Source organism: Nocardia sp. 852002-51101_SCH5132738, assembly GCF_001665695.1.
GTDB classification, from domain to species: Bacteria; Actinomycetota; Actinomycetes; order Mycobacteriales; family Mycobacteriaceae; genus Nocardia; species Nocardia nova.
On the sequence record NZ_LZML01000122.1, the window covers coordinates 1 to 1,249 of the forward strand.

At 64.6% G+C, this 1,249-nt stretch carries 1 protein-coding gene; it reads left to right on the forward strand.

Annotated elements, in window-relative coordinates:
- Positions 1-243 precede the first annotated feature (243 nt).
- Positions 244-1,131, forward strand: coding sequence for an IS5 family transposase (locus A5789_RS17815; RefSeq protein ID WP_369817522.1), 888 nt, complete (start codon positions 244-246; stop codon positions 1,129-1,131).
- Positions 1,132-1,249 lie beyond the last annotated feature (118 nt).

The following is a 1,249-nucleotide window of genomic DNA, read 5'->3' on the forward strand; positions in this document are numbered from 1 at the left end:
CCCGACCTCGGCCGCCCCGTCCTTGCCACCGACGAATCCTACAATTACACAACGGATTTCAGGCGCAGAACACTAGGGAGTGTTTCGAAGTAGTTGATGGGGTGGTAGCGCGCAGCGGTGCCACCCCATCAACTGTTCAGTGAAATTTGTTGTCCGCGTTGGCATATAGGTGAGGCCTCCGGTAGTTGGTTCAGCTGTCGAAGAAGAACCCTGAATACCGGAGACCTCGTGGCCAGCGTAGCGGTGGCGGGGCGCGCGGACCTGACCGATGCCCAATGGGCTCGGCTGGAACCGTTGCTGCCCCGGAACAAGAAGGCGGGACGCCCGCCGCAGTGGACTAAACGACAGCTCATTGACGGGATCCGGTGGCGGACCCGGGTCGGATCACCATGGCGAGACGTGCCAGGGGCATATGGATCGTGGCTGGCGGTGTATGGGCTGTTCCGGCGCTGGCAGCGTGCCGGGGTGTGGGCGTTGATCTGGAAGCTGTTGCAGGCGTTCGCTGACGTGGACGGGCGGATCGTGTGGCAGGTGAGTGTGGACTCGACGGTCCTGCGGGCCCATCAGCACGCTGCCGGGGCCCGTCGCGACGGTGACAGACAGGCCGAGCCGCCCGGTGGTGTGATTCGGGAGCCGGCTGATCATGCGCTGGGCCGGTCGCGGGGCGGTTGGTCGACGAAGTTGCATCTGGCCTGTGAACAGGGCTGCCGGGTGCTGTCGCTGTTGGTCACTCCTGGGCAGGCCGGTGACAGTCCCCAGTTCACAGCGGTCCTCGACGGGATCGAGGTGCCCAAACTCGGTCGCGGTCGGCCACGATCACGCCCAGTGCGGGTGTTGGCCGATAAGGCGTATTCCAGTCGTGGGAATCGAGATTGGCTACGCCGGCACGGGATCCGGGTGACCATCCCGATCCCGGCGGACCAGGCCGCGCATCGCCGCAACCGCGGTATGGCCGGTGGCCGCCCGCCAGCGTTCGATCCGGTTGTCTACCGGGACCGCAACGCTGTCGAACGCGGCATCAACCAGCTCAAACAGCATCGGGCAGTGGCCACTCGCTATGACAAGCTCGCCGTCCGCTACCAGGCCACGGTCCACATCGCTGCGATCAATCAATGGCTCAAACATGAGTGAGGGCGGGCCGAACGGCCCGCCCTCACCACTTCGAAACACTCCCTAGTGTTCTGCGCCTGAAATCCGTTGTGTAATTGTAGGATTCGTCGGTGGCAAGGACGGGGCGGCCGAGGTCGGG